The organism is Methylobacterium oryzae, assembly GCF_021398735.1.
GTDB lineage: Bacteria > Pseudomonadota > Alphaproteobacteria > Rhizobiales > Beijerinckiaceae > Methylobacterium.
This window is the reverse complement of record NZ_CP090349.1, coordinates 3964179-3990925: the sequence shown is the minus strand read 5'-3', so window position 1 is coordinate 3990925 and position 26747 is coordinate 3964179. Positions and strand designations below refer to the sequence as shown.

The following is a 26747-nucleotide window of genomic DNA, read 5'->3' as shown; positions in this document are numbered from 1 at the left end:
GCGGGTCGGAGATTCGAATCTCGATCACTCGATTTCTCTACGCGCCGCCCGCTGCCACCTATTCGCTCCTCCTTACGAGGCTCCGATGAATATCCACGAATATCAGGCCAAGGCCGTGCTGAAGGAGTTCGGCCTGCCCGTCTCCCGCGGCGTGGCCATCTTCAACCCGTCGGAGGCCGAGGCCGCCGCCAAGGAGCTCGGCGGCCCCGTCTGGGTCGTGAAGAGCCAGATCCACGCGGGCGGCCGCGGCAAGGGCACCTTCAAGGGCGCGCCCGAGGGCGCCAAGGGCGGCGTGCGCGTCACCAAGTCGATCGACGAGGTCAAGCAGTTCGCCGGCGAGATGCTCGGCCAGACGCTGGTGACCATCCAGACCGGCCCGGCCGGCAAGCAGGTCAACCGCCTCTACATCGAGGAAGGCGCCCAGATCGCCGAGGAGTTCTACCTCTCGATGCTGGTCGACCGCGCCACGGGCGGCGTCGCCTTCGTGGTCTCCACCGAGGGTGGCATGGACATCGAGGCGGTCGCCCACGACACGCCCGAGAAGATCCACACGATCGCGGTCGACCTGGCCACCGGCGTGATGCCCCACCACGGCCGCGCCGTCGCCAAGGCGCTGGGCCTGTCGGGCGCCCAGGCCAAGGAAGCGGCCGCGCTGACCGAGAAGCTCTACGCGGCCTTCGTGGCCAAGGACATGAGCCTCCTGGAGATCAACCCGCTGGTGCTGACCGCCGACGGGCACCTCAAGTGCCTCGACGCCAAGATGGCCTTCGATTCGAACGCCCTCTACCGGCACGCGGACATCATGGCGCTTCGCGACGAGACCGAGGAGGACGCCAAGGAGATCGAGGCGTCCAAGTACGACCTCGCCTACATCGCGCTCGACGGCACGATCGGCTGCATGGTCAACGGCGCCGGCCTCGCCATGGCGACACTCGACATCATCAAGCTCTACGGCGAGGAGCCGGCGAACTTCCTCGATGTCGGCGGCGGCGCCTCGGAGGAGAAGGTCACGGCGGCGTTCAAGATCATCACCGCCGACCCGAACGTGAAGGGGATCCTCGTCAACATCTTCGGCGGGATCATGAAGTGCGACGTGATCGCCAACGGCGTGATCGCGGCCGTGAAGGCGGTGGGCCTGCAGGTGCCGCTGGTGGTGCGCCTCGAGGGCACCAACGTCGAGCAGGGCAAGGCCATCATCCGCAATTCCGGCCTCAACGTCATCCCGGCGGACGACCTCGACGACGCCGCCCAGAAGATCGTCGCCGCCGTGAAGGGAGCCTGATCATGTCGGTGATGATCGACGCCAACACCAAGGTCATCTGCCAGGGCTTCACCGGCAAGAACGGGACCTTCCACTCCGAGCAGGCCATCGCCTACGGCACCAAGATGGTCGGCGGCACGAGCCCCGGTAAGGGCGGCTCCAGCCATCTCGGCCTGCCGGTCTTCGACACGGTCGCGGAGGCGCGCGAGGCCACCGGCGCCGAGGCCTCGGTGGTCTACGTGCCGCCGCCCGGCGCTGCCGACGCGATCTGCGAGGCGATCAGCGCCGAGGTGCCGCTGATCGTCTGCATCACGGAGGGCATCCCGGTGCTCGACATGGTGCGGGTGAAGCGGGCGCTGACGGGCTCGAAGTCGCGCCTCGTCGGGCCGAACTGCCCCGGCATCGTCACCGCCGGCGAGTCGAAGATCGGCATCATGCCGGCCAACATCTTCCGGCCCGGCTCGGTCGGCATCGTGTCCCGCTCGGGCACGCTGACCTACGAGGCGGTGTTCCAGACCTCCAATGCCGGCCTCGGCCAGACCACGGCGGTGGGCATCGGCGGCGACCCGGTGAAGGGCACAGAGTTCATCGACGTGCTGGAGCTGTTCCTCGCCGACCCGAAGACCGAGTCGATCGTGATGATCGGCGAGATCGGCGGCTCGGCCGAGGAGGAGGCGGCGCAGTTCCTCAAGGACGAGGCCAAGCGCGGGCGCAAGAAGCCGATGGTCGGTTTCATCGCCGGCCGCACGGCGCCTCCGGGCCGCCGCATGGGCCATGCCGGCGCGATCATCTCGGGCGGCAAGGGCGGCGCCGAGGACAAGATCGCCGCCATGGAGGCCGCGGGCATCCGCGTGTCGCCGTCGCCGGCCCGGCTGGGCTCGACGCTCGTCGAGGTGCTGAAGGGCTAAAGGCCCGCGCGCCTGCGTCGCGGCCATCGCAGGGCCGCGACGCCCATATCGGGCGTGCAGACGATCTCAGCGGGGCGGTCACCCGCCCCGTTTCGGTTCGAGGGCGCTCCGCCGCGCTGACGGGGAGCCCGGAGGGCAGGGGAGCCTGCCCGCGCGATCAGGATGGACGCACCATGGCACGCCAGGACGTGAACGAAGCGCTCCTCGAAACCTCGTTCCTGTACGGCGCCAACGCCGCCTACATCGAGGAATTGCAGGCGGCCTACGCCCGTAACCCGTCCTCGGTGGATCCGGAGTGGCAGACCTTCTTCAAGGGGCTCGGCGAGGACGAGACCCTGGTCGAGAAGAACGCCGCCGGCGCCTCCTGGGAGAAGCCGCACTGGCCGGTGCCGCTCAACGGCGAGCTGGTCTCGGCGCTCGACGGCAACTGGGGCGCCCTGGAGAAGGCGATCGGCGACAAGATCGTCGCGCGGGAAGCCAAGGAGCCCAAGCCCGGCAAGCCGCAGGACAGCGTCACCGCCACCACCGGCGTGTCGGTGGAGCAGGCGACCAAGGATTCGGTGCGGGCGATCATGCTGATCCGCTCCTACCGGATGCGCGGCCACCTGCACGCCAAGCTGGACCCGCTGGGGCTCGCGCCGCGGGGCGACCACGAGGAGCTGCACCCGCAGCATTACGGCTTCACCGAGGAGGCCGACTGGGACCGTCCGATCTTCCTCGACAACGTCCTCGGCCTGCAGTTCGGCACGATCCGCGAGATCGTCGGCATCCTGGAGCGGACCTACTGCCAGACGCTCGGCGTCGAGTTCATGCACATCTCGGATCCGGCCGAGAAGGCGTGGATCCAGGAGCGCATCGAGGGCAAGGACAAGGAGATCTCCTTCACCCCCGAGGGGCGCCGCGCGATCCTCAACAAGCTGATCGAGGCCGAGGGCTTCGAGAAGTTCCTCGACCTCAAGTACACCGGCACCAAGCGCTTCGGCCTCGACGGCAGCGAGGCGATGATCCCGGCGCTGGAGCAGATCATCAAGCGCGGCGGCGCGCTGGGCGTGCGCGAGATCGTGCTCGGCATGGCCCATCGCGGCCGGCTCAACGTGCTCACCAACGTGATGGCCAAGCCCTTCCGGGCGGTGTTCCACGAGTTCAAGGGCGGCTCGGCCTCCCCGGCCGAGGTCGAGGGCTCGGGCGACGTGAAGTACCACCTGGGCGCGTCCTCGGACCGCGCCTTCGACGGCAACAACGTCCACCTGTCGCTCACCGCCAACCCGTCCCACCTCGAGATCGTCGACCCGGTGGTGCTCGGCAAGGTCCGCGCCAAGCAGGACCAATGGGCCAAGCCCAACATCGAGCGCCGCACGGTGCTGCCGCTCCTGATCCACGGCGACGCCGCCTTCGCGGGCCAGGGCGTGGTGGCGGAGTGCTTCGGCCTGTCGGGCCTGAAGGGCCACCGCACCGGCGGCTCGGTGCACTTCATCATCAACAACCAGATCGGCTTCACGACCGATCCGCGCTTCTCGCGCTCCTCGCCCTACCCGTCCGACGTCGCCAAGATGGTCGAGGCGCCGATCTTCCACTGCAACGGCGACGATCCGGAAGCCGTCACCTTCGCCGCCAAGGTCGCGGTCGAGTACCGGCAGAAGTTCGGCAAGCCGGTCGTGATCGACATGCTGTGCTACCGCCGCTTCGGCCACAACGAGGGCGACGAGCCGGCCTTCACACAGCCGAAGATGTACCAGCGGATCCGCAAGCATCCCTCGGTGCTGGAGAGCTACGGCCGCAAGCTCGTCGAGAACGGCTCGGTCACCCAGGAGGCGCTCGACGCCCGCAAGGCCGAGTTCCGCGGGATGCTCGACAGCGAGCTCGACGTCGCCAACAACTACAAGGCCAACAAGGCCGACTGGCTCGACGGCCGCTGGTCCGGCGTGAAGGCCGTGCACGAGGACGTGGACGACCCGCGCCGCGGCCGCACCGCCGTGCCGGCCGGGACCCTGCAGGAGATCGGGCGCAGGATCACGCAGGCGCCGCCCGGCTTCCACCTGCACCGCACGATCCAGCGCTTCATGGACAACCGCGCCAAGGCGGTGGAGACGGGGGTCGGCATCGACTGGGCGACCGCCGAGGCCCTGGCCTTCGGGGCGACGCTCCTCGACGGCAACCGGGTCCGCCTGTCGGGTCAGGACGTGGAGCGCGGCACGTTCTCGCAGCGCCACGCGGTGGTGATCGACCAGGAGAACGAGCAGCGCTTCACGCCGCTCAACGCCATCCGCGAGGGGCAGGCCGCGATCGAGATCATCAACTCGATGCTCTCCGAGGAAGCGGTGCTCGGCTTCGAGTACGGCTACTCGCTCGCCGAGCCGAACGCCCTGGTCCTCTGGGAAGCCCAGTTCGGCGACTTCGCCAACGGCGCCCAGGTGGTGATCGACCAGTTCATCGCGTCCGGCGAGCGCAAGTGGCTGCGCATGTCGGGCCTCGTGCTGCTGCTGCCGCACGGCTACGAGGGCCAGGGGCCCGAGCACTCCTCGGCCCGCCTGGAGCGCTACCTCCAGGCCTGCGCCGAGGACAACATGCAGGTCGCCAACGTCACGACGCCGGCGAACTACTTCCACATCCTGCGCCGGCAGCTGAAGCGCGACTTCCGCAAGCCGCTGGTGCTGATGACGCCGAAGTCGCTGCTGCGCCACAAGCGCGCCGTGTCGAACCTCGACGCGCTCGCCGAGGGCTCGACCTTCCACCGCGTCCTCTGGGACGACGCCGAGGAGGAGGGCGCGCAGAACAAGCTCGTGCGCGACGACAAGATCCGCCGCGTCGTGCTGTGCTCCGGCAAGGTCTACTACGACCTGCTGGAGGAGCGGGAGAAGCGCGGCCTCAACGACATCTACCTGATGCGCGTCGAGCAGCTCTACCCGTTCCCCCTGAAGGCGCTGGCCAACGAGATGGCCCGGTTCCGCAACGCCGACGTGATCTGGTGCCAGGAGGAGCCCAAGAACATGGGCGCCTGGTCCTTCGTCGAGCCCTACCTCGAGTGGGTGCTCGGCCAGGCCGGCTCCGCGGTGAAGCGCGCCCGCTACGTCGGCCGTCCGGCCTCCGCCTCCACGGCGGTCGGCCAGATGTCGAAGCACCAAGCGCAGCTCCAGGCCTTCCTCAACGAGGCCCTGGCGGTCTGATCGTCCGGCCATGGCCTACTTCCTGCTCCGCCTGGAACCGCCCCGCCCGAGCTTCCCGTTCGACGCGACGGAGGCCGAGAAGGCGCTGTTCTCGGCGCATTCCGGCTACTGGATGGAGCAGGCGGCCGCCGGCATCGCCATCGCGGTCGGACCCGTCTTCGAGTCCGGCGGCACCTGGGGCCTCGCCCTGGTCGAGGCCGACGACGCGGCCCGGGCCGAGGCGCTCGGCGAAGCAGATCCCGTCCTGATGGCGCAGGCAGGCTTCCGGTACACCGTCTCGCCCGTTCCATCCCTGATCCTGCGGCGCTGACGTCGCGGCCCGACATCCAGAGGAGGCCCCCCCGCGGGGCAGAAGAGAGCATGGCAACCGACATCCTCGTCCCGACCCTCGGCGAATCCGTGAGCGAGGCCACGATCGGCCGCTGGTTCAAGAAGCCCGGCGACACGGTCGCGGCCGACGAGCCGATCGTCGAGCTCGAGACCGACAAGGTCACCCTGGAGGTGAACGCCCCGGCGGCCGGCGAGCTCGGCGAGATCCTGGTCAAGGACGGCGAGACCGTGGAGCCCGGTGCCCTGCTCGGCTCGATCGTCGAGGCCGGAGCCGGCGGCGGCACGGCCAAGAAGGCCGCCCCGAAGGAGAGCGCCGAGACCAAGGCCGAGAGCCGGAGCGAGGCCCCGAAGGCCGCCGCGCCCGCGAAGGCCGAGGCCCCGGCCCAGGAATCGTCCGCCGGCTACGGCAACCACGGCGATGCCGCCGCCCCCGCGGCCCAGCAGCGCCCGGTCGGAGACAACGGCCCGGCGGTGGCCAAGCTCGCCCGGGAATCGGGTGTCGACCCGTCGTCGGTGAGCGGGTCCGGCAAGGACGGACGCGTCACGAAGGGGGACATGCTCGGCGCCATCGCCAAGGGGCCGGCCCCGTCGGCGCCCGCCAAGGAGGCCCGTCCGACCCTGCCGCGCGCCCCCTCGGCGCCGGACGACGCCGCGCGCGAGGAGCGCGTGCGCATGACGAAGCTGCGCCAGACCATCGCGCGCCGCCTGAAGGACGCGCAGGACACCGCGGCGATGCTGACGACGTTCAACGACGTCGACATGTCGGCCGTGATGGCGATGCGCAGCCAGTACAAGGACATCTTCGAGAAGAAGCACGGCACGAAGCTCGGCTTCATGGGCTTTTTCACCAAGGCGGTGATCGGCGCCCTCAAGGACGTGCCGGCGGTCAACGCCGAGATCGACGGGCAGGACCTCGTCTACAAGAACTACTACCACATCGGCATCGCGGTCGGCACCGATAAGGGTCTCGTCGTGCCGGTGGTGCGCGACGCCGACGACCTGTCGATCGCCGGCATTGAGAAGAAGATCGCCGGCTTCGGCAAGAAGGCCCGCGACGGCAAGCTCTCCATCGAGGAGATGCAGGGCGGCACCTTCACGATCACCAACGGCGGCATCTACGGCTCGCTGATGTCGACGCCGATCCTCAACGCGCCGCAGTCGGGCATCCTCGGCATGCACCGCATCGAGGAGCGCCCGGTGGTCCGCGCCGGCAAGATCGAGGCGCGGCCGATGATGTACCTCGCCCTGTCGTACGACCATCGCATCGTCGACGGTAAGGAGGCCGTGACCTTCCTGGTGCGGGTCAAGGAGGCGCTGGAGGATCCGGCGCGCCTCGTGCTGGACCTCTGAGGCAGCCATGTCGAGCGCTGAGAACAGGGTCGCGATCGTCACGGGCGGCAGCCGCGGCATTGGCCGCGCGGTGGCGCTCCTCCTGGCGGAGCGCGGCTACGCCGTCTGCCTGAGCTACGTGTCGGACGCCGCCGCCGCGCAGGGCGTGGTGGACGCGATCGCGGCCAAGGGCGGACGGGCGCTCGCCGTGAAGGGCGACGTCGGCAACGAGGCCGACGTCATCGCCCTGTTCAAGGCGGCCGACGGCCTCGGCCGCCTCGCGGCGCTCGTCAACAATGCCGGCGTGGTCGACGTGAAGTCTGACGTCGCCGACATGAGCGTCGCCCGCTTGCAGCGCATGATGACCACCAACGTGGTCGGCAGCTTCCTGTGCGCGCGGGAGGCGGTGCGGCGCATGTCGATCAAGCGCGGAGGGGCAGGGGGCGCGATCGTCAACCTGTCCTCGGTGGCGGCGCGCCTCGGCGGCCCCGGCCAGTTCGTGGACTACGCGGCCTCCAAGGGCGCCATCGACTCGCTGACGATCGGGCTTTCCCGCGAGGTCGCCGCCGACGGCATCCGCGTCAACGCGGTGGCGCCCGGCATCATCGCCACCGAGATCCATGCCAGCGGCGGCGAGCCGGACCGGGTCGAGCGTCTCGGCCCCGGCGTCCCGATGAAGCGGGCCGGCACCGCCGAGGAGGTGGCCGCACCGATCGTGTGGCTCCTCTCGGACGAGGCCTCCTACACCACGGGCGCCATCCTCGACATCGGCGGCGGCCGCTGAGGCCAAGCCCCACCTGACATTCCCTGCCCGTCTCGCACGCGGCACGACCGAGCGGAAGCGAAGCCTCATGTCCTACGATCTCGTCGTCATCGGCACCGGCCCCGGCGGCTACGTCTGCGCGATCCGCGCGGCGCAGCTCGGCCTGCGGACCGCGGTGGTCGAGAAGCGCGCGACGCACGGCGGCACCTGCCTCAATGTCGGCTGCATCCCGTCCAAGGCCCTGCTGCACGCGTCCGAGGCCTTCGAGGAGGCCAACACGCACTTCGCCGATCTCGGCATCGACGTCGGCACGCCGAAGCTCGACCTCAAGAAGATGATGGCCTTCAAGGCGGAGGGCGTCGCCGGCAACACCAAGGGCGTCGAGTTCCTGCTCAAGAAGAACAAGGTCGACACCTTCCACGGCACCGGCCGGATCGCCGGCGCCGGCCGCGTCGAGGTCATCGCCGAGGACGGCGGCAACCAGATGCTCGAGACGAAGAGCATCGTCATCGCGACCGGCTCGGACGTGGCGCGCCTGCCCGGCGTCACCATCGACGAGAAGGTCGTGGTCTCCTCCACCGGCGCCCTGGAACTCGACCGGGTGCCGAAGAAGCTCCTCGTCATCGGCGCCGGCGTGATCGGGCTGGAGCTGGGTTCCGTCTGGCGCCGGCTCGGCTCCGAGGTGACCGTGGTCGAGTATCTCGACCGGGTGCTGCCGGGCATGGACGGCGAGGTCGGCAAGCAGTTCCAGCGGATCCTGACGAAACAGGGCATCGCCTTCAGGCTGTCCACCAAGGTGACGGGCGTCGAGGTCGGCAAGAAGGGCGGCGCGACGGTCACGGTCGAGCCGGCCGCGGGCGGCGCGGCGGAGACGCTGCAGGCTGACGTGGTCCTCGTCTGCATCGGCCGGACGCCCTACACGGAAGGCCTCGGCCTCGACACGGTCGGTGTCCAGCGGGACGACAAGGGCCGGATCCTCACCGATTCCCACTACGCCACCAACGTCACCGGCATCTACGCCATCGGCGACGTGATTGCCGGCCCGATGCTCGCCCACAAGGCCGAGGACGAGGGCGTGGCGATCGCCGAGATGCTGGCCGGCCAGTCCGGCCACGTGAATTACGGCGTGATCCCGAACGTGGTCTACACGTTCCCGGAAGTCGCCTCGGTCGGCAAGACCGAGGAGGAGTTGAAGAAGGACGGCGCGGCCTACAACGCCGGCAAATTCCCCTTCACGGCCAATGGCCGGGCCAAGGCGAACGGCACCACCGACGGGTTCGTGAAGGTGCTGGCCGACGCCCAGACCGACCGGGTACTCGGCGTGCACATCGTGGGCGCGGATGCCGGCAACCTGATCGCCGAGGTGGCGGTCGCGATGGAGTTCGGCGCCTCGTCGGAGGACATCGCCCGCACTTGCCACGCGCACCCGACGCTGACCGAGGCCGTCAAGGAAGCCGCGCTGGCGGTCAACAAGCGCGCCATCCACGTCTGACGGGCCAAGGCCCACGGCTGCGCGGATTGCTACCTCGGCGGGCTCGACCGCCTGCGCGAAGGCCCCCTCTCCCATGCGGGAAAGGGGGCCTTCGCGTTCCGTCACACACCGCGCGCCTCGAACCTGACTGGCCCGCAGAGCGACGGCCCGGCGCGGGGTCAGGCGATCTTGCGCCTGGAATTCGGCAGGTCGGCGATCCGCAGCAGCGCGCTCGGCGCGGGCGGGGCCGTCAGGGCGTTCAGCAGATACGGCCGACGCAGGCCCAGCGCGTTGTGCAGGGCGAGGTCGATGTCGCGGGCGTAGAACGGCATCCGCAGCACGGCGTCGACGCCGAAGTAGCGGCCGGCCTGTGCGACGGGCTCCAGCTCGGACGTGGTCAGCAGGGTGATCCGGGTCGGGAGGCCGAGGGGCTGGATCTGGCAGGCCAGTTCGAGCCCGTCGATGCCGCCGAGCTTCACGTCGATGAAGGCGAAGTCGTAGGCGGCGAGCTTCAGCTGCTTGAGGGCGTGGCGGCCGTCATCCGTCTCGTCGAGCTCGATCGCGAACCCGCTGCGCGCCACGACGCGGCTGATGGCCGACCGCCCGGCCGGAGTCGAGCAGGCGAGCAGGGCCCGGGTCGGTGCGCGACGGCGGGCATCCGCGTGGAGCAGCGGCTCGATATGGCTCGGGTCGAGGGGCGTCTTCAGGACTTCGTAGGCGCCGAGGCTCGTGGCGATCTCCTGCCAGTGCGGCAGCACGCGGGTCGCCACCAGCACCAGGCAGGGGGGCTCCGCACCCGCCCGGCGCGCGACGGCGACGGCTTCGGGGCCGCTGAGATCGTCGAGCTGCATTCCCACGAAGGCCAGGGTGGGACGGTGGCGGAGGAGGATGTCGCAGAGCGCCTGACCCGAGGTCGCCTCATCGATCACCGCGCTGGGATCGAATCGCAGGACGATCTCTCTCAGGGAGACGCGGCGGCCCGGATCGCAATCCGCGATTACGACACGTGCCGGCGCCCTCCCATCCTGAAGATCCATGACGCCCGCCCAACCCCATCCCGTTCGTTGCCCATATTGGCTGAAGATCGTGACGAAGCTCTTAAAGAGCGGGATTCTGCACTGGGCGAACCGGAAGACGCGCCTATAGACGATGATGAAGGCTCTCGAAGTCGAAGTTTTTAGCAATCTTGCTCAATGGCCAGCCCGCGGATGGGCCGCCGCGTAGGCACTCATGAGGCGGGCGGCGTCGACCTGCGTGTAGAGCTGCGTCGTGGAGAGCGAGGCGTGGCCCAGGAGTTCCTGGATCGCCCGGAGTTCGCCCTGGCGCGCCAGGAGATGGGTTGCGAAGGAATGCCGCAGGGCGTGCGGTGTGGCGCTCTCGGGCAGGCCCAGGGCGCCGCGGGCGCGCGCGACCGTGTACTGGATGATGCGCGGCGAGAGCGGGCCGCCCCGGGCACCGAGAAACAGCGGTCCCTCCGGCGGCAGCGGCAGGGGACAGGCGGCGACGTAGTCCGCCACGGCCTGCGCCACGACGGGCAGGATCGGCACCATGCGCTGCTTGCCGCCCTTGCCGAGCACGGTGACCTGATCGACCCCGGGCAGGGGTGCGTCACGGCGGGTCAGGCCCAGGGCCTCGGAGATGCGCAGCCCCGCGCCGTAGAGCAGCGCCAGCACGGCGGCGTCCCGGGCGAGGACCCAGGGCTCCCGCTCCTCGCCGGCGCGGATCGCGGTATCGGTCAGCGCCACCGCGGCGGAGACGGGCAGGGGACGGGGAAGCCGCCGCGGGACCTTGGGCGAGCGCACACCGCCCAGGGCCGAGACGGTGCCGAAGCCCTCCCGCTCGAGGAAGCGCGCGAAGGAGCGCAGACCCGCCAGCATGCGCATCAGCGAGCGCCCGGAGACCTCGTCGGCCCGGCGCGCGGCCATGAAGCCGCGGATGTCCCGCACCTTGAGCCCGATCAGCATCGGGATCGTCGGCGTCCCCTGACGGGACGCGAGGTGGTGGAGGAACTGCCGGAGGTCGCGCCCGTACGCCTCGACGGTGTTGGACGACATCCGCCGCTCCCGCGCCAGCGCCTCGATCCAGGCGAGGACGGCGTCGCGGAGGCGGGCGTCCCCCGGAAACAGCAGCCGGTCGCCCTGGGTCTCGCGGGTGCTCGCATGCGTGCTCATGGCGACACTCGACCGAATCCTCCTTGCCGGGAGCTTAATGCCGGTCGCAATCCGTCCCCGGCGCCGGGCTCGTCCCGCGCGGCGCGCCGTGCCAAGCTGACGCAATGACCCTCCTCGCCTACGCGGCCGCCGCCCTCGCCGAGATCGCCGGCTGCTTCGCATTCTGGGCCTGGCTGCGGCTCGGGCGGTCGGCCTGGTGGGCGCTGCCGGGCCTCGCCTCGCTGGCGGCCTTCGCGGCCCTCCTGACCCTCGTGGACAGCCCCGCGGCGGGGCGCGCCTTCGCGGCCTACGGCGGCGTCTACGTCGCGGCCTCGGTCCTGTGGCTGTGGCTCGCGGAGGGTCAGCGGCCCGACCGGTGGGACCTCGCGGGCAGCGCGGTCTGCCTCGCCGGAACGGCGCTGATCCTCCTCGGTCGCCGGGGGTGAGTTCGACCCGGCACCGTGCCGGGCCGGCCACGGCCGACCGCTTCCGCGTTCGGAACCTTGGTGAAACCAAGCGTTCACGATACGTACGGCAGCCTCGGGCCGTTCACCGAGCCGTGGAGCCCCATGACCAGCGCCGTCCGCATTCTCGGGATCGACCCCGGACTCCGCCGCACCGGCTGGGGCCTGATCACCGCGCAGGGCACGAAGCTCACCTACGGCGATTGCGGGGTCGTGACCTCGGACGGGGAGCTTCCGCTGGCCCTGCGCCTGCGGGAACTGTTCGAGGGGATCGGCCGCGTCGTCGAGGCCGTGCGGCCCGACGAGGTCGCCGTGGAGGAGACCTTCGTCAACAAGGACGCCCAGGCGACGCTCAAGCTGGGCCATGCGCGGGCGATGGCGCTGCTCGTGCCGGCCCTCGCCGGACTGCCGGTGTTCGAGTACGCCCCCAACCTCATCAAGAAGACCGTCGCGGGCTCCGGCCACGCCGAGAAGGTGCAGATCCAGGCGATGGTCCGCTTCCTTCTGCCGAAGGCCGAGTTCCGCGTCGCGGACGCCGCCGACGCGCTGGCCATCGCGATCACCCATGCCAGTCACCGGGACGCCCACGCCCTGCGGCAGGCGCATCTGCCGGGGGGCAAGCGCCGCTCGCTCACCGGTCAGGCGGCCGCGGGACAAGGGCTCGAGGGGAAGGGCTTCTCGGCCGCCGCGGCCGCGCGTATCGAGGCCGCGCTGGCGAAACAAGGCTGACGGGATCGGGAAGAACTTGGTGGGGGAAGTAGGACTCGAACCTACGAAGCTTACGCAGCGGATTTACAGTCCGCCCCCTTTGCCGCTCGGGACATTCCCCCAAGGCGGGCATCGCCCGCGGCGCCCTTATGGTGAGGGGTGGGCCGGGTGTCAACGCTTATGGTGGACCGATCCGCCTCGCCGGACGCGACAATCGTGGAGAGCGGGGCGGTTTCGCTCGGCGTCGCCGCGATCCGGGCGGCCGCGCTTGCAGAGTCGACCCTCTTCCGGCCTCGCGGTGCCCGCGGCTCCGCCATTGGGACGAAAACGCGAACGTTCCGCGACTCCGGGGATTCACAAAGGAATCCGGATCGGCCACGGTGTGGCGATGTCGCCCTGCTTCGCCGGCCCTTGACCCGTCCCGCCCCGTCCCTGCGGTCGCACCAGCGCACGCTGATGGCCCTGGTCGCGGCCATGGCGAGCGGGGAGGCGGCCCATGTCCGGAAGATCCTGGCGGCGGTCACGCCGGGCGGGGGCAAGTCGCTGCTGCCGGTCATCGCCGCGCACCGGCTGATCGAGGCGGGGCTCGTCGAGCGCGTGGTCTGGGTGGTGCCGCGGGATTCCCTGCGGCTGCAGGCCGAGGAAGCCTTCGCCGACCCGCTGTGGCGCGCGGCCTTCGGGCACGCCCTCAGCGTCCGGGCCGCCGACAACGAGCGCGACCCGGCGCGGGGTCTGGCCGGCTACGTCACCACCTATCAGGCGGTCGCCGCCGCCCCGGCGCTCCACCTCGCGGAGGCGCGGGCGCACCGCACCCTGCTGGTGGTCGACGAGGTTCATCACCTGCCGGTCCCCGGTCGCCCGGGCGCCGACGAAGCCTCCGCGGAGGATGCCGAGGCGGGGGCGTGGTCCCGCGCGATGCTGCCCGTCATGGAGGCGGCGACCGTGCGCCTGTACCTGTCCGGGACGCTGGAGCGGGCGGACGGGCGGCGGATTCTCGGACTGCCCTACCAGCCCGCCGCGCCCGGCCGCGGACCGGAACTCGATCTCGACGCCCCCGGCCTCGCGGTCATCGGCTACTCGCGGGCGCAGGCGCTGGCCGAGCGGGCGGTGCTGCCGGTGACGTTCGGCGCCATCGACGGCGAGGCGAGTTGGCTGGAGGGCGGCCGGATCGCGGGCGACAGCCCGCGCGTCGGGCCGCACCGGCTCGGCGCGGGCTCGGTCCGGATCACCACCCGGCCCGCGCTGTTCACCGCCCTGCGGACCGGCTTCGCCCGCGACCTTCTGAGCGAGGCGTTCTTCGCCACCAAGCGCCTGCGCGCCCGGCGCCGGGCCGAGCGCGATCTCCCGCCCGGCGATCCCGCCCGGGGGCTCGGCAAGCTCCTCGTGGTGGCGCCCGATCAGGCGAGCGCGCGGGCCTATCTCGCGACCCTGCGGGACTGGATGCCGGCCGGGCAGGGCGCGCGCGATGTCCGTCTCGCGACCTCCGGCCAGGGCGACGCCCACGCGGCTCTGGCAGCGTTCCGGCTCACGCCGGAACCGGCCGTGCTGGTGACGGTGGCGATGGCGTACGAGGGGCTCGACGCCCCGGAGGTCGCGGTGGTCGCGGCCCTGACCCATATCCGCTCCCGGCCCTGGCTCGAGCAGATGCTCGCCCGGGCCACCCGGGTCGATCCCCATGCCGGCCCCTACGACGGGCAGCAGGCGCTGATCTTCCACCCCGACGACCCGCTCTTCGCGCGGTTCCGCCTCGAACTCGAGACCGAGCAGGGCAGCAGCGTCCGGCCGCCCCGCGAGCGGCCGGCGAGCGCCGTCGTGCCCGAGCGGACCCGCTGGCGCGACGACGAGCCGGGCGGGATCACGCCCCTGGAGAGCAACGCGATCGGGATGCGCTACGCCCTGCTGCGCCCGCGCCTCCCCGAACCGGTCGCCGCGGCGCCCGCGCCCGAACCGCCCTCCGTCACCGAGCGGACCCTGCGCCAGCGGCTCGCCGCCGCGGTGGCCGCCCAGGCGGTCGAGGACGAGACCTCGCTGCGCGTGCCCCGCGGCGGCAATCTCGCCCACCGCTACAACGCCGTTCTCAAGCGCGTGCTCGGCAAGGGCCGCGCGACCATGACCCTCCCGGAGCTGGAGGCGGCCCTGTCGTGGCTCGAGCGCAACCGCCTCTCCGACCATCTCGACCGCCTCGACGGCGATGCCCGCTACGCGTGGTCGGCCCGGCAGCGCCGCGGGCGCTGGCAGCCGGAGCGCGCCGCCGGCCGCTGAAACGCCCGGGAAGGAGACAGCCGTGACCGAGAGCCTCCCCGCCGCCTTCGCCGCGACACTCGCCGCGTCCGAGCCGCCGAGCGTCTGGGACGCCCCGCTCGCCGCGCTCTGGTGGCTCGCCCGGGATGCGTCCGGCCTGGCCTCCGCCGCCTGGGAGCGGGCGCACCGCCTCGTCCAGGACGCCGGCGGGTCCGACGCGGCCTGGGTCCACGCCCATCTCCACCGGGTCGAGGGCGACGACGGCAACGCGCGCTACTGGTACGCCCGCGCGGGCCGCCCGGTCCCGGACGGCACGCTCGCGGAGGAGCGGGCCGCGCTCGTCCTCGCCCTCTGGCCGAGGTCGTGATCGCTCCGGGCCGCGCCGCGCCGACCGTCCCGAGCCTGCCGGATCGCGGAACGCCAAGGCTCACAGCCAGTTGAATGGCCGCCCGGCGCGGAGATCGGGCCTCGATTATCGGAGCGGATCCATGAGCCTCCTCGGCAGCATCGTCAGCAAGATCCTCCATCCGTTCGGGGGCGGCGCCGCGGACGCCGCCCCCGCGCCCAACGCCGGCTCCGGCGGCTCGGCCGGCACGAGCACGCCCTCCACGTCGGCCCCCGGCTCGGCCGGCGGCAGCGAGCCCGTGGACGTCGCGGCGGTGCTCACCGGCCTCGCCGAGAAGAACCCGCAGACGCTCGACTGGCGGCACTCGATCGTCGACCTGATGAAGCTGCTGGGCCTCGATTCCGGCCTCGCCGCGCGCAAGCAGCTCGCCGACGAGCTCCACTACACCGGCGACAAGGACGATTCGGCCAGCATGAACATCTGGCTGCACAAGCAGGTCATGCAGAAGCTCGCCGAGAACGGCGGCAAGGTTCCGGACGATCTGAAGCACTAGGTCATCGAGTCCGGGATCGACGAGGCTCGCCGCGGACGGTCTCGACCGGCGCCGCGGCGAGATCGCTTCTTGACCACGTGGTGCGCCGGCGGTGCGCACCGGCGGCGACACTTGCGGAGAGGGCCTTGCGGCGCCTCCGTGTTTATCGATCACATGACCCGCGTCACGCAGCGCCGAATCAGGCGGCGCCGAGGAGCGAACGGTCATGGAGACCCCGACCGGGGACCACAGCGGCGCCTTTGAGGCGTCCCCTCTCGCCACGATCGCCGCGGCGGTCGCCCGCGGTGAAGTCGCGCGCATCGCCGCGCTGGCGCCCGGCCTGGATCTCTCCGTCCGCGGCGGCCGGAACCTCACCCTGCTCGAATGGGCGATCTGGAACGCGCGGCCGCGCGCGCTGTCGGCCCTGCTCGACGCGGGGGCGGACCCGTCTGTGCCGGGGCTCGATCAGGAGACCGCGCTGCACATGGCGGCGATGGTCGAGGATCCGACCTACCTGGAGATCCTGCTGCGCCACGGCGCGCCGGTCGACCCGGTGAGCCCGCGCGGTCAGTGGACGCCGCTGTTCCGCGCCGTACAGAACCGGCGCGAGGCGCAGATCGCGCTGCTGCTGCGGGCCGGTGCGGACCCGAACCGGGTCGACGCCACCGGCAACTCGCTGCTCCACGTGGCGGCACAGGTCGGCGCGGCCAATCCCTGGGTGCTGAGGCTGCTCGAGGCCGGGATCGACCCGACCCTGCGCAACGCGCAGCGAAAGACCTTCCAGCCGTACTTCTTCACCACCCCCGAGCGCCTGCTGAACGATTCCGGGCGCGAGACCCGCGCTGCGGTCCGCGCGTGGCTCGCCCGCAGCGGCGTGCCGGCGGATCCGGAAGGCTGACGGCCCTCTCCGACGCCGATCCGCGTCAGCGCCCGGTGCGGACCCGGGTCCAGAGGCGGGTGACGAAGCGCTGGGTGCGGTCGTCCCAGGCGGTGTTGATGGACAGGCGCTGCATCGTCGCCTCGTCCGGGTAGATGCCGGGATTGCTCAGGATCTCGGGCTTCACGAACTTCTTCGCCGCGAGGTTGCCGCTGGCGTAGGAGACGAAGTTGGTGTTGGCCGCCGCCACCTCGGGCCGCATCATGTAGTCGATGAAGGCCAGCGCCTCGGCCGGGTGGGCAGCATCCTTCGGGATCGCGAAGGTGTCGAACCACATGAGCGCGCCTTCCTTCGGCACGACGTAGGCGATGTCGATCCCGTTCTTGGCCTCCTCGGCGCGGCGCTTGGCCTGCATGATGTCGCCCGAATAGCCGACGGCCAGGCAGATATCACCGTTGGCCAGCGCCTGGATGTATTCCGACGAGTGGAACTTCCGCACGGCGCCGCGCACCTTGTAGAGGGCGTCGGTCACCAGGGTCATGTCGTCCCAGCGCTTGGAATCCGCCTTGGCGCCGAAGGCCGGGAGCATGCTGGGGATCAGGTCCTCGGGGCTGTCGAGCACCATGATCCCGCACTCCTTCAGCTTGTTGGCCGAAGCGGGATTGAGGACGACGGACCACGAATTGACCGCCGCGCCGGCGCCCAGGCGCTCGCGCACCGCGGCGACGTTGTAGCCGATGCCAGTCGTGCCCCACATGTAGTCGACCGCGTAGGTGTTGCCGGGATCGTAGGCCGCCAGCCGGCTGGTCACCTCGGGCCAGAGGTTGCCGAGGTTCTTCAGCTTCGACTTGTCGAGGGGCAGGAACGCGCCGGCCCGGATCAGCCGCTGCAGGTACGGTCCCGACGGCACGACGATGTCGTAGCCCGACCGGCCCGCGAGCAGCTTGGTCTCCAGGATCTCGTTGTTGTCGTAGGTGTCGTAGACGACCTTGATCCCGGTCTCGCGGGTGAAGGCCTCGAGCACCTGCGGGTCGATATAGTCCGACCAGTTGTAGATGTTGACGACCCGCTCCTCGGCGGCCGGTGCCGGCCGCACGAGGGGCAGGACTGCCAGGAGCCCTCCCGCGAGGACGGCTGCGGCCGCCGCCAGGACGGTCCGACGCGGGCCGATCACCGGCTCCTCGCGGCCACGATCACGATCTCGACCAGGTACTCCGGCGCGGCGAGCTTGGCCTCGACGGTGGCGCGGGCCGGCGCGTTCTCCGGGGACACCCAGGCGTCCCAGGCGGCGTTCATCTCCGCGAACGTCGCGATGTCGGCGAGGTAGATGGTGGCCGAGAGGATCCGCGCCTTGTCGCTGCCGGCCGCGGCGAGCAGCCGGTCGATCTCCGACAGGATCTGCTGGGTCTGGATCGTGACCCCGGTGCCGACCGTGTCGGACGCGACCTGCCCGGCGAGGTAGACCATGTCGCCGAAGGTTACGGCCTGCGACATCCGCTTGCCCGGCTCGATCCGCTGAATGTCCATACCCGTCTCCACATCCTCGAGAACCGGCGTATCTGCCGCCGCACCGGCCCGGCCGTAAAGGGCCGCGCGCACACGCGCCGCGGGAACCCGAGGAAAATCGTCATCGGCGGTCGGGGTGCGGGCAACCGTCGCGGGCCTCGAAGCGTTCTGCCGCCATCGACAATCACGCCTTGGGGTCAGTCATGGGTATTCTCTGGACCATCATCATCGGGTTTCTCGCCGGCGTCATCGCCAAGTTCCTCATGCCGGGCCCGAACGAGCCCGCCGGCTTCATCCTGACCACGATCCTCGGCATCGTCGGCGCCTTCGTGGCGACCTTCCTGGGCCAGGCGATCGGCTGGTACGGGCCGAACCAGGGCGCGGGCTTCATCGGCGCCATCGTGGGGGCCGTAGTCGTGCTGTTCATCTACGGCCTGATCGCCGGCCGCCGCACCACCACCTACTGACCCGTCCGGCAGGTCCGGATACGACGAGGGGCGCCCCGCGGGGCGCCCCTTTCTTTTGACCGACGCATTCCGGTAGCGAGTCTCAACACAGCGCTCTCCGTCATCACGAGCGCAGCGACGTGACCCAGGGCAGCGCGACGATGTCGAACGTCGCGCTGCCTGGATTGCTTCGCTGCGCTCGCAAAGACGGAGGCGCCGAAGCCCTCCGAGGGCTGAGGCTCAGAGATGCTCGGACGCGGCCTTCACGGCGCAGTGGCCGGTGGCGCCGCGCACGGCGAGGCCCACGCCGACCACGAGGGCCAGCAGGCTCAGGAGCTTGTTGGGACGGGGCTGCGCGGCAGCGGCGGCGATGCCGAGGCCCAGCGCCACCGAGACGGCGCGCTCCGTCGTCGACAGGTTCGGCTGCCCGCTGAAGATGTCGTGCATCATGTCGTTGGCCATGAGGGTCTCCAATTGGGAAGTCGCGGGGGAACGCGGCACCCGGCGCCCCGTTCCCGGCCGACGACCGGTGTGACCCGACCTCGACGGGGCAACAAAAAGGGCGCGGCCCCGGAGGACCGCGCCCGTCTAAGACATCCCCGCCGACCGAGGCCGGCGCGGGCGTCCCGCGTGCTTACTCGCCGGCCTCGCGGCGGCGCTCGCCACGGTGGCGGCCGCCCTCGCGGGGCTCGCGCGGCTCGTCGCCGCGCTCGGCCCGGTCGGCGTCGCGCTGAGCCTTTACCTTCTCGGTGACGTCCTCGCCGGTCTGCTGGTCGACGACCTTCATGGACAGGCGGATCTTGCCGCGGTCGTCCTGACCGAGGAACTTCACCTTGACCTTGTCGCCTTCCTTGACGACGTCCGTCACCTTGGCGACCCGGTTCGCGGCGAGCTCCGAGATGTGGACGAGGCCGTCCTTGGCGCCGAAGAAGTTCACGAAGGCGCCGAACTCCATGCACTTCACGATCGTGCCGTCATAGATCACGCCGACCTCCGGCTCCGCCACGATCGAGCGGATCCAGTTGTAGGCCGCCTTGATCGCCTTGCCGTCGGCCGAGGCGATCTTCACGACGCCCGTGTCCTCGATGTTGATCTTGGCGCCGGTCTTCTCGACGATCTCGCGGATCACCTTGCCGCCGGTGCCGATCACGTCGCGGATCTTGTCCGTCGGGATCTGCATCGTCTCGATGCGCGGCGCGTACTCGCCGAGCTCCGGACGGGCCGCCGTCAGCGCCTTGGCCATCTCGGCCAGGATGTGGGCGCGGCCGTCCTTCGCCTGGGCGAGGGCGATCTTCATGATCTCCTCGGTGATGCCGGCGATCTTGATGTCCATCTGGAGCGAGGTCACGCCCTCGTCCGTGCCGGCCACCTTGAAGTCCATGTCGCCGAGGTGATCCTCGTCGCCGAGGATGTCGGACAGAACCGCGAAGCGCTCACCCTCCAGGATGAGGCCCATGGCGATGCCCGCCACCGGACGGCGCAGCGGCACGCCGGCATCCATCAGCGACAGCGAGCCGCCGCAGACCGAGGCCATCGAGGACGAGCCGTTGGACTCGGTGATCTCCGACACGACGCGGATCGTGTAGGGGAACTCGTGGGCCGGCGGCAGGACCGGGCGGATCGCCCGCCAGGCGAGCTTGCCGTGGCCGATCTCGCGGCGGCCCGGCGAGCCCATCCGGCCAGTCTCGCCGACGCTGTAGGGAGGAAAGTTGTAGTGGAGCAGGAAGCGCTCCTTGTAGGTGCCTTCCAGCGCGTCGATGAACTGCTCATCCTCGCCGGTGCCGAGGGTGGCAACCACAAGGGCCTGGGTCTCGCCGCGGGTGAACAGGGCCGAGCCGTGGGCGCGGGGCAGCACGCCGACCTCGGAGAGGATCGAGCGGACCGTCTTCACGTCGCGGCCGTCGATGCGGGCGCCGCTGTCGAGGATGTTCCAGCGGACCACCTTCGACTGGGCCTCCTTGAAGGCGGCCTTGACCTTCTCCGCCGGGAACTTCTCGGCGCCCTCCGGGCAGAGGGCGGCCATCACCTTCGCCTTCACGGCGTCGACGGCGGCGTAGCGCTCCTGCTTGACGGTCTTGGTGTAGGCGGCGCGGAGCTCCGCCTCGCAGACCTCCAGGACGGCCTTCTCGACGTCGGCGTTCTCGGGGGCCTTGAAGTCGCGCGGCTCCTTGGCGGCCTTCTCGGCGAGGCGGATGATCGCCTCGATCACCGGCTGGAAGTGCTTGTGGCCGAACATCACGGCGCCGAGCATCACCTCCTCGGAGAGCTCCTTGGCCTCCGACTCGACCATCAGCACCGCGTCCTGCGTGCCGGCGACGACGAGGTCGAGGCTCGACTCTTCCTTGGTCTCGGTGACCAGCGGGTTCAGCCGGTAGCCGCCGTTGATGTAGCCGACGCGGGCGCCGCCGATCGGGCCCATGAACGGCACGCCCGAGATGGTCAGGGCCGCGGAGGCCGCGACCATCGCGACAATGTCGGGATCGTTCTCGAGATCGTGGGTCAGGACGGTGACGACGACCTGCGTGTCGTTGCGCCAGCCGTCGATGAAGAGCGGGCGGATCGGGCGGTCGATCAGGCGGGAGACCAGAGTCTCCTTCTCGGAGGGACGGCCCTCGCGCTTGAAGTAGCCGCCCGGGATGCGGCCGGCGGCGTAGGCGCGCTCCTGGTAGTTCACGGTGAGCGGCATGAAGTCGATGCCGGGCTTCGGCTCCTTGGCGGCGACCACGGTCGCGAGCACCGAGGTCTCACCGTAAGTGGCGATGACGGCGCCGTCGGCCTGGCGCGCGACCTTGCCGGTCTCCAGGACGAGCTTGCGGTCGCCCCACATCAGCTCTTCGCGTTGAACGTCGAACATTCTCAATCTCTTCCTTGCCTGCGGCGGGCCCAAGCCCGGCGCCGCCCGGGGGCAAGACGGCGAGACACTGCGCCCGAGAACGCTCGGTGAAGTGTCTCGCGATCCTGCCCCGACGCTGGCGCCTCGAAGCGGCCCGTTTGTCGGGAGGCCGGACCCATTCCGGCAGCCCGCGATGATGAAACGCGGCCCCGGGCCGGGCCCGGAACCGCGCGAGACGTGCCTTAGCGGCGGATGCCGAGACGCTCGATGAGGGCGCGGTAGCGGGCCTCATCCTTGCGCTTGACGTAGTCGAGCAGCGAGCGGCGCTGCGAGACCAGCTTCAGGAGGCCGCGGCGGGAATGGTTGTCCTTGCCGTGGGTCTTGAAGTGGCCGGTGAGGTTGGTGATCCGCTCGGTTAGGATCGCCACCTGGACCTCGGGGGACCCGGTGTCCTTGGCGTCCTTGCGGTGTTCCTTGATGAGCGCGGTCTTGCGCTCTGCCGTGATCGACATCGCGTGCCTTTCGGGTTGTGCTGGTCGGAAGCGGCGCCCCAAACGGGCGCGCGCGGGCTCGGCGTTCGGCCGGTGCCGGGATGTCGTCCAGCACGGTCACAGCGCCAAGCGGCTCAAGCCCCGCCCGGCAACCCGGGTCGAGGCCGCGCGATCCATACACGAAACCGACGGTTATGCCAGTCCCGAGCCGGGCGGGCCGCAGCGGTGGCGCGTCGCGGCTGTCCGGGCCCGTCCAAAGAACGGTTAACGCCGCCGTGCTACCCGGAACCGCTCACGCGACGCGGCCCGGCGATGAACGGCACCTTCTCGGATGCGTGCGGCGTCGCCGTCGCGACGCTGCTCGGTATCCCCCTCGTTCTCGTGCCGGGCTATGCCCTGGGCGGCCTGACCGGCATCCTCGGGTTCCGCTCGCTCGCGCCCGGCGACCGCCTCCTGTGCGGGGCGCTCCTCGGGATCGGGCTGCTGCCGGCCCTCGACAGCCTGCTGATCCAGGCGGGCGGCGTCCCGGTCGCGGCCCTCGCGACCGGCGCCCTCGGGCTCGCCGCACTGCGGCCGGTCTCGCGGAGCCTGCGCGAGTCCCTCGACCGGGCGGCGCTCGCCCTCGCGCTGCTCTGGCTCGGCGTCGTGGCCTACGCGCTGATCGACGTCGATACCGGCACCGCCCTCTACCGGCCCGTGACGATCATCGACCTCGTCAAGCACGCCGCCCTGACCCGCGCGATCGTGGAGCACGGATTGCCGCCGGTGGACCCGTTCTTCGCCCGGCCCGAGCGGGCGGGCTACTATTACGGCTTCTACACGCTCACCGCCCTGGTTGACTGGGCGGGCGGACGGCTGGTCGACGGGCGGACCGCCTTCGCGGGCGTGGCCTTCTGGACCGGCCTCGCGCTCCTCGGCCTGATCGACCGTCTGCTCGCGGCGACCGGACTCGTCGCGGACGCCGCGCCCCGGCTCGTGCGCCGCGCGGTGCTGATGCTGCTGCCGGCCGGAAGCCTCGACATCCTGCTGGTCCTCGCCGACCGGACGACGTCCGGGACTTGGCTGCCGGTCCCGGAATGGCTGAACGAGCAGGTCCTCAACTGGCCGGCCTCGCTGGTCTGGGTGCCGCACCACGTCGCCGGCGCCCTGGCCGGGTGGCTCGGACTCCTGGCCCTGGCGGAGGTCGCGGACCGGGCGCGGCCGGACAGGCGCGCGGAGGCGGCGGCGATCGGCGTCGCGGCACTCGCCTTCGCGGCCTGCGCGGGCCTGTCCGTCTGGGTCTGCCTCGGCACGGCGGGTGCGGCCGGTGCCTGGCTGGTGCTGCTCGGCCTGGAGCGCCGCTGGCGCGCCGCGGCCAGGCTGGCGGTTGCCGGCCTGCTCAGCGCCGCGCTGGCCGCCCCCTACCTGCTGAGCGTCCTGGCCAACCGGACCGACGGCGGCGCGCCGATCCGGTTCTCGATCCGGCGATTCGGGCCGCTCGACGGCCTCGTCGACGAGCCGGCCCTGAGCGCGCTCCGCCTGATCCTCCTGCCGCTGAACTATTACACGGCCCTGGGGGTCTGCGCCGCCGGTGCGCTGCTGTTCTGGCGCCTCGTGCTCCGCCGGGAGGCGCACGGGCGCGAGGCCGGACGCCTGCTCACGCTCTGCGCCGCGGCGAGCCTGCTCCTCGGCGGCGTCCTGCGCTCGGCGATCCTCAACAACGACCTCGGCGCGCGCGTGGTCCTGCTCGCGCAGGTCGCGACCCTGGTCTGGACCGTGGTGGCCCTGACCCGCCTGAGCGAGGCGCGGCGGCTCCGGTTCCCCGGCCTCCTCGCCGCGCTGCTGATCCTCGGCTACGCGACGACTCTCTACGGCTTCGTCGGGATGCGCGCCTATCCCGCCTCGGACCGGCCCGCCTTCGCCCGCCTCGCCGGCCGTCCCGATATCGACCGGGCGCTGCGCGCGGCCTACGCCTGGGCGGGCACGCACCTGCCCCGGGACCTGGTGCTGCAGCAGTCGCCGGTGCCGCACCGGGTGTTCGATTTCGGGCTCTACGGCCTCCAGCCGACGGGGGTGGCGGACGCGGAGGCGCGCCTGTTCGGCGCCCCGCCGGACGCCGTGGCGTCGCGGCTCGCCGACGTCGCGCCGGTCTTCCGCGACCGCCTGGACGGCGCCGAGGTGCGGCGGCGCGCCGAAGCGGCCGGGATCGGCGCCCTGGTCGTCACCGCGCAGGACGCCCCCTGGAGCAGCCCCGATTCCTGGGTCTGGCGCAGCACCGCGGTCTACGCCGATCCGCTCGTCCGGATCCTGCGGGTCCAGGATCTCCGTGGAGGATCTCCGTGACTGAACCCAGTCCCGCGGCACCCACCCGCCCGCGCGCCGGGCAGGCCCTGCGCTGGCTCTGCGCCCAGGCGCTGCTGCAGGCCGGCGCCGTCGTCGTCGGCTTCGCCTGCTTCGTGCTGCTGTTCCAGACGGATCTGTGGTCCGGCGTGACGATCCTGTTCTACCGCGGACTGATCCTGCTCGCGGTCGCCTTCCTGCTGACCCTGGCGGTCACGGCGGCGCTGGCCGGGCTCGGCCGGGCCTGGGGATTGCGCCGACGGGACGCCCTCGGCGCCTGCGTCCTGTCGCTGTCCCTGAACCTCAGCGCCTTCGTGATCCTGCCGGTGACGGTCGACCGGTCGATCAGCGTGTTCCTGCTCGGCCAGATGGCCGCCCATCCCGGGGAGCGCTTCACGCCTGAGCGCGCGCGGGCGGTGTTCGAGCGGGTCTATCTCGGCGAGTTCCGGCAGATGGAGCGGCGCTTGGCCGAGCAGCAGGCCTCCGGCAACGTCGCGCGAGCGGGTGACGGCTACGTCATCACCTCGCAGGGCAGCGCCTTCATCCGCTTCTGCGGCCTCGTCGCCCGGGCGTTCCGGACCGACACCCGGATGATCGCCGCCGCACCGTCCCCGCCCGGCGGGGGCGACCCGGAAGCGCGCGGCGGGGCGCCTGAACCCGATCCCGTGGGCGCGGTGCGGCGGTAGGCTGTATCGACTCGGGATGAGGACGGTGCGGCGCCGGTCCGGGCGGTTCCGCGGAGGCCACCGTCCGGGCATGAAAAGTGCCGGGTGACGATCCGGGCGAGGGAGAACGGACGCGATGGCGGAGTCCGCGGTGACCACGGGTGAACGGGCGGGCGCGGGGCGCGGACTCGCCCGGAGCCTCACCGCGCCGGGCCTCGTCGCCATCGGCCTCGGCGCCACGATCGGCGCCGGCATCTTCGTGCTCACCGGGACGGCGGCGGCGCAGTACGCGGGCCCGGCGCTCAGCCTCTCCTTCGTGATCGGCGGCGTCGCCTGCGGCCTCGTCGGCCTGTGCTACGCCGAGCTGGCCGCCATGATCCCCGAGCCGGGATCGACCTACACCTACACCCGCGCGAGCCTCGGGCGGCTTCCCGCCTGGATCATCGGCTGGGACCTCGTCCTCGAGTTCGCCGTGGCCGCGGCGACCGTGGCGGTGGGCTGGTCGGGCTACGCGCAGTCCCTCGCGGCGGAGTTCGGCCTGCATCTGCCGCCGGCCCTGGCCGGGGCGCCCGGCGCCGGCGGCCTCGTCAACCTCCCGGCGGCCGGGATCGTGCTGCTGCTCAGCGCCCTGCTGATGCGCGCCACCGCGGAAGCCTCCCTGGTCAACGGCCTGCTGGTCGCCTGCAAGGTCGCGATCATCCTGGCTTTCGTGGGTGTCGGCGTGGCCCATCTGCGGCCCGAACTCTGGCACCCGTTCGTGCCGGAGAATGCCGGGACCTTCGGCGCCTACGGCTGGAGCGGCGTGTTCCGCGGCGCCGCGGTGGTGTTCTTCGCCTTCGTGGGCTTCGAAACCGTGGCGACGGCCGCGGGCGAGTGCCGGGCGCCGCAGCGCGACGCGCCGGTCGGCCTGATCGGCTCGCTGCTGATCACCACGATCCTGTACGTGGCCATGGCGGCCGTCCTCACGGGACTCGTGCCCTATCGCGACCTGAACGTCGCCGACCCGGTCGCCAAGGCGGTCGACGTGATCGGCCTGACGGGCTTCGCCACGATCATCAAGGCCGGCGCCCTGATCGGCCTGACCACCTCGGCACTGACCGCCCTCTACGGGCAGAGCCGGATCTTCTTCGCCATCGCCCGCGACGGGCTCCTCCCGGGGATCTTCTGCCGGGTCCATCCGGTGACGCGGGTGCCCGTGGCGAGCCAGCTGGTGATCGGCCTGTTCACGGCGGCCGTGGCGGGGCTCGTGCCCATCGACGTCCTGGGCGAGATCGTCAGTATCGGCACGCTCCTGGCCTTCTGCCTCGTCTGCGCGACGGTGCTGATCCTGCGCCGAACCGATCCGGACCGGGCGCGCCCGTTCCGCGTGCCGGCGGTGACCCTCATCGCCGGACTGGGGATCCTGTCCTGCGTGACGCTGATGGCCTCGCTCCCGGCCGACACCTGGATCCGCCTCGCGGTCTGGCTGGCGATCGGCCTCGCGATCTACGCCGGCTACGGCCGGCGGCACGGCCGGCTCAGCTGATCAGGTTGATGGTGGCCTGCGCGAGCGTCTTGATCGAGGCCGAGGCGCTCAGGCTCAATTCGTAGTTCCGGACCACCCGCTGGAGGTCGGCCGATTCGACCGCGACGTTGACGTTCGGCAGACGGACATAGCCGGTCGGGTCGGCCCCGGGATTGGTCGGGTCGTAGCGGGTGCGGAAGCCGGTGGTGTCGCGGACGATCCGGCCGACCGGGTCGCGGGGGCTGTCGGCCGCCACCGGGGCGAACACCGCGATCTTGCGGGCGTAGGGGGCACCGCCCGGGGTGGTCGGGACCGAATCGGCGTTGGCGAGGTTCTCGGAGATCGCGCGGATCCGCCCGCTCTGCACCTGCCGGCCGGCGGCCAGGGCGCCAGCGGCCGAGTTGAGGGCGCTGGTATCCGGCATGCGCGGGCCCTGTCG

Annotated in this window: 25 protein-coding genes and 1 tRNA gene; 17 read left to right on the top strand and 9 right to left on the bottom strand. The window is 71.3% G+C overall.

Features of this window, described 5'->3' with window-relative positions:
• Nucleotides 1-85 precede the first annotated feature (85 nt).
• From sucC to lpdA, 7 genes are all read left to right on the top strand, one after another.
• Entirely contained in the window at nt 86-1282 is a 1197-nt protein-coding gene (gene sucC, locus LXM90_RS19010; protein ID WP_234081004.1) for an ADP-forming succinate--CoA ligase subunit beta, read from the top strand.
• Nucleotides 1283-1284: 2 nt separating this feature from the next.
• On the top strand, nt 1285-2169 hold the full coding sequence (sucD, locus tag LXM90_RS19005; protein WP_010685286.1) for a succinate--CoA ligase subunit alpha: 885 nt from the start codon (nt 1285-1287) through the stop codon (nt 2167-2169).
• A gap of 173 nt (nt 2170-2342) precedes the next feature.
• Nucleotides 2343-5333, top strand: a complete 2991-nt coding sequence (locus LXM90_RS19000) for a 2-oxoglutarate dehydrogenase E1 component (protein ID WP_020093727.1) — start codon at nt 2343-2345, stop codon at nt 5331-5333.
• A 10-nt stretch (nt 5334-5343) separates the two neighbouring features.
• The gene (locus LXM90_RS18995) at nt 5344-5643 is read left to right on the top strand and encodes a YciI family protein (protein WP_100252715.1); all 300 of its coding nucleotides are present in this window, start codon (nt 5344-5346) and stop codon (nt 5641-5643) included.
• A gap of 50 nt (nt 5644-5693) precedes the next feature.
• A complete protein-coding gene (odhB, locus tag LXM90_RS18990; protein ID WP_020093729.1) occupies nt 5694-7013 on the top strand; it encodes a 2-oxoglutarate dehydrogenase complex dihydrolipoyllysine-residue succinyltransferase in 1320 nt (439 codons plus the stop codon).
• A gap of 7 nt (nt 7014-7020) precedes the next feature.
• Nucleotides 7021-7776 carry an SDR family oxidoreductase gene (locus tag LXM90_RS18985; RefSeq protein WP_020093730.1) on the top strand — a complete coding sequence of 252 codons (756 nt, stop codon included), beginning with the start codon at nt 7021-7023 and terminating at the stop codon, nt 7774-7776.
• A 67-nt stretch (nt 7777-7843) separates the two neighbouring features.
• Nucleotides 7844-9247 carry a dihydrolipoyl dehydrogenase gene (lpdA, locus tag LXM90_RS18980; protein ID WP_234081003.1) on the top strand — a complete coding sequence of 468 codons (1404 nt, stop codon included), beginning with the start codon at nt 7844-7846 and terminating at the stop codon, nt 9245-9247.
• A gap of 158 nt (nt 9248-9405) precedes the next feature.
• Here lpdA and LXM90_RS18975 read toward each other — a convergent pair whose 3' ends face one another.
• Both LXM90_RS18975 and LXM90_RS18970 read right to left on the bottom strand, forming a co-directional pair.
• Nucleotides 9406-10155: a response regulator gene (locus LXM90_RS18975; protein WP_020093732.1), complete on the bottom strand. Its 750-nt coding sequence runs from the start codon at nt 10153-10155 to the stop codon at nt 9406-9408.
• 261 nt (nt 10156-10416) lie between these two features.
• Nucleotides 10417-11397, bottom strand: a complete 981-nt coding sequence (locus LXM90_RS18970; RefSeq protein ID WP_020093733.1) for a tyrosine recombinase XerC — start codon at nt 11395-11397, stop codon at nt 10417-10419.
• A gap of 104 nt (nt 11398-11501) precedes the next feature.
• Here LXM90_RS18970 and LXM90_RS18965 point away from each other — a divergent pair, with 104 nt between their 5' ends.
• Nucleotides 11502-11822, top strand: coding sequence for a YnfA family protein (locus LXM90_RS18965; protein WP_020093734.1), 321 nt, complete (start codon nt 11502-11504; stop codon nt 11820-11822).
• Nucleotides 11823-11945: 123 nt separating this feature from the next.
• Nucleotides 11946-12569 (top strand): crossover junction endodeoxyribonuclease RuvC, encoded by a 624-nt coding sequence (gene ruvC / locus LXM90_RS18960; protein ID WP_020093735.1) that lies wholly within the window; start codon nt 11946-11948, stop codon nt 12567-12569.
• A 17-nt stretch (nt 12570-12586) separates the two neighbouring features.
• On the opposite strand, the gene LXM90_RS18955 is transcribed toward ruvC, so the two are convergent.
• Nucleotides 12587-12670 (bottom strand) — tRNA-Tyr (locus LXM90_RS18955).
• Nucleotides 12671-12959: 289 nt separating this feature from the next.
• Here LXM90_RS18955 and LXM90_RS18950 point away from each other — a divergent pair.
• The 4 genes from LXM90_RS18950 (at nt 12960) to LXM90_RS18935 (ending at nt 16565) form a co-directional block, all read left to right on the top strand.
• The gene (locus tag LXM90_RS18950) at nt 12960-14810 is read left to right on the top strand and encodes a DEAD/DEAH box helicase (RefSeq protein WP_205833395.1); all 1851 of its coding nucleotides are present in this window, start codon (nt 12960-12962) and stop codon (nt 14808-14810) included.
• Nucleotides 14811-14832: 22 nt separating this feature from the next.
• The gene (locus tag LXM90_RS18945) at nt 14833-15156 is read left to right on the top strand and encodes a hypothetical protein (protein WP_020093737.1); all 324 of its coding nucleotides are present in this window, start codon (nt 14833-14835) and stop codon (nt 15154-15156) included.
• A 121-nt stretch (nt 15157-15277) separates the two neighbouring features.
• Nucleotides 15278-15688, top strand: a complete 411-nt coding sequence (locus LXM90_RS18940; protein ID WP_020093738.1) for a DUF3597 domain-containing protein — start codon at nt 15278-15280, stop codon at nt 15686-15688.
• A gap of 205 nt (nt 15689-15893) precedes the next feature.
• Nucleotides 15894-16565 carry an ankyrin repeat domain-containing protein gene (locus LXM90_RS18935; protein ID WP_020093739.1) on the top strand — a complete coding sequence of 224 codons (672 nt, stop codon included), beginning with the start codon at nt 15894-15896 and terminating at the stop codon, nt 16563-16565.
• A 25-nt stretch (nt 16566-16590) separates the two neighbouring features.
• On the opposite strand, the gene LXM90_RS18930 is transcribed toward LXM90_RS18935, so the two are convergent.
• Nucleotides 16591-17718: a polyamine ABC transporter substrate-binding protein gene (locus LXM90_RS18930; protein WP_020093740.1), complete on the bottom strand. Its 1128-nt coding sequence runs from the start codon at nt 17716-17718 to the stop codon at nt 16591-16593.
• Complete coding sequence (locus LXM90_RS18925) at nt 17715-18071, bottom strand: RidA family protein (protein ID WP_020093741.1); 357 nt, start codon at nt 18069-18071, stop codon at nt 17715-17717. Before LXM90_RS18925 ends, LXM90_RS18930 begins: the two co-directional genes overlap by 4 nt.
• A gap of 182 nt (nt 18072-18253) precedes the next feature.
• On the opposite strand from LXM90_RS18925, the gene LXM90_RS18920 reads away from it, so the two are divergent.
• Complete coding sequence (locus tag LXM90_RS18920) at nt 18254-18517, top strand: GlsB/YeaQ/YmgE family stress response membrane protein (RefSeq protein WP_012317940.1); 264 nt, start codon at nt 18254-18256, stop codon at nt 18515-18517.
• Between the two features lie 219 nt (nt 18518-18736).
• Here LXM90_RS18920 and LXM90_RS18915 read toward each other — a convergent pair whose 3' ends face one another.
• From LXM90_RS18915 to rpsO, 3 genes are all read right to left on the bottom strand, one after another.
• On the bottom strand, nt 18737-18958 hold the full coding sequence (locus LXM90_RS18915) for a YgaP-like transmembrane domain (protein ID WP_020093742.1): 222 nt from the start codon (nt 18956-18958) through the stop codon (nt 18737-18739).
• A 172-nt stretch (nt 18959-19130) separates the two neighbouring features.
• The gene (pnp, locus tag LXM90_RS18910) at nt 19131-21350 is read right to left on the bottom strand and encodes a polyribonucleotide nucleotidyltransferase (protein WP_020093743.1); all 2220 of its coding nucleotides are present in this window, start codon (nt 21348-21350) and stop codon (nt 19131-19133) included.
• A gap of 221 nt (nt 21351-21571) precedes the next feature.
• On the bottom strand, nt 21572-21841 hold the full coding sequence (gene rpsO, locus LXM90_RS18905; protein ID WP_012317943.1) for a 30S ribosomal protein S15: 270 nt from the start codon (nt 21839-21841) through the stop codon (nt 21572-21574).
• Between the two features lie 291 nt (nt 21842-22132).
• Here rpsO and LXM90_RS18900 point away from each other — a divergent pair, with 291 nt between their 5' ends.
• The 3 genes from LXM90_RS18900 to LXM90_RS18890 all read left to right on the top strand — a co-directional run bounded on the left by LXM90_RS18900 (nt 22133) and on the right by LXM90_RS18890 (nt 26329).
• Nucleotides 22133-24142 carry a hypothetical protein gene (locus tag LXM90_RS18900; RefSeq protein WP_234081002.1) on the top strand — a complete coding sequence of 670 codons (2010 nt, stop codon included), beginning with the start codon at nt 22133-22135 and terminating at the stop codon, nt 24140-24142.
• The gene (locus tag LXM90_RS18895; RefSeq protein WP_020093745.1) at nt 24139-24825 is read left to right on the top strand and encodes a hypothetical protein; all 687 of its coding nucleotides are present in this window, start codon (nt 24139-24141) and stop codon (nt 24823-24825) included. Before LXM90_RS18900 ends, LXM90_RS18895 begins: the two co-directional genes overlap by 4 nt.
• 115 nt (nt 24826-24940) lie before the next feature.
• The gene (locus tag LXM90_RS18890) at nt 24941-26329 is read left to right on the top strand and encodes an amino acid permease (protein WP_020093746.1); all 1389 of its coding nucleotides are present in this window, start codon (nt 24941-24943) and stop codon (nt 26327-26329) included.
• Here the strand turns inward: LXM90_RS18890 and LXM90_RS18885 are convergent.
• Nucleotides 26322-26732, bottom strand: a complete 411-nt coding sequence (locus LXM90_RS18885) for a flagellar basal body rod protein FlgC (protein ID WP_020093747.1) — start codon at nt 26730-26732, stop codon at nt 26322-26324. The genes LXM90_RS18890 and LXM90_RS18885 overlap by 8 nt on opposite strands.
• Between the last annotated feature and the right edge of the window lie 15 nt (nt 26733-26747).